Consider the following 1198-nt stretch of genomic DNA (forward strand, 5'->3'; position numbering starts at 1 on the left):
CCGCGACCCTGGTCGCCGGCATCGGGAGTGTCTGGATCGCCGCACTGCTGCTACGCGTGGGCGTGCGCAGCGGCGCCGGCGGCGTCAATCCGCAGCATCTGCTAAGCCTAGCTGCCGGCGCCCTGCTGGCGACCGCCTTCATGCACCTGCTGCCCGAGGCCTTCGAGAGCCGGATCGAACCGGGCGTGCTGTTCGGCGTGCTGCTGTTCGGGCTGGTCTTCTTCTTCCTGCTCGACAAGGCGGAGTTGTGGCATCACGGGCATGAGCATCACCACGGGCATGACGAAGGCGACGGCCACGACCATGACCACGCGCACGATCATTCGCACGGCCACGCCCATGCCCCGCGAGGCGGGGGCGGCTGGGCGGTGCTGACCGGCGACAGCGTGCACTGCTTCGGCGACGGCATCCTGATCGCCTCGGCCTTCGTGGCCGACCTGCGCCTGGGGATGGTGGCCGCGATCGCGGTGCTGGCGCACGAGGTGCCGCACCACATCGGCGACCTGGTGGTGCTGCGGCAGAGTTCATCCAACCAGCGCGCGGCACTGGTCAAGGTGTCGCTGGCCGGCACCATGACCGCCCTCGGCGGCCTGGCCGGCTGGTGGCTGGTCGACCAGCTGCACGGCTGGCTGCCGTATTTCCTCGTGCTGGCGGGCAGCAGCTTCGTATACGTCGCGCTGGCCGACCTGATCCCGCAACTGCAGAAGCGGCTGCCGGCACGCCAGGCCGTGCTGCAGATCGTCTGGCTGGTGGCCGGCATCTTGCTGGTCACGCTGGTCAGCCGGCTGGCCCATCCCGATCACGACCACGCCGACCACGACTCTGCCCACGAGGCCGCGGGCCACACGCACTGAATGGACACCCGCCGCGCTTTCTGACCAGAATTTGCGTCAAGCCCCGTCCTTCAGGGCGGGGAAGGAAAGCAGGTTTTTTTCCTCGCGACCTTGCGCGTCGCGCTGGTGCTTGCCGATACTGTTCGTAGATGTCCGTCGATTCGTCCCTCCGAGCCTACCGCTTCCAGCTTCGCCCGCGACCTGCGCAGGCGGCGCAGCTGCGGCGCTACGTGGGCATGATGCGTTGGCTCAGGAACCGGGCGCTGGCTGAGCAGCAGGCTCGTCGCGAGCGCGGCGAGAAGTACGCAGGCTACGCGAGCATGTGCGCTTGGCTCACGGCCTGGCGCAACGCGCCAGAGACGTCG

Annotated in this window: 2 protein-coding genes; both read left to right on the forward strand. The window is 68.7% G+C overall.

The genetic code is table 11. From position 1 onward, the window contains the following. A partial coding sequence (locus AC1DY5_RS56335; protein WP_478122823.1) for a ZIP family metal transporter occupies nucleotides 1-854 on the forward strand: 854 nt, incomplete at its 5' end. A 128-nt stretch (nucleotides 855-982) separates the two neighbouring features. Then, a partial coding sequence (locus tag AC1DY5_RS56340) for a helix-turn-helix domain-containing protein (protein WP_478122824.1) occupies nucleotides 983-1198 on the forward strand: 216 nt, incomplete at its 3' end.

This window comes from Variovorax sp. P4_D9, from assembly GCF_056401695.1.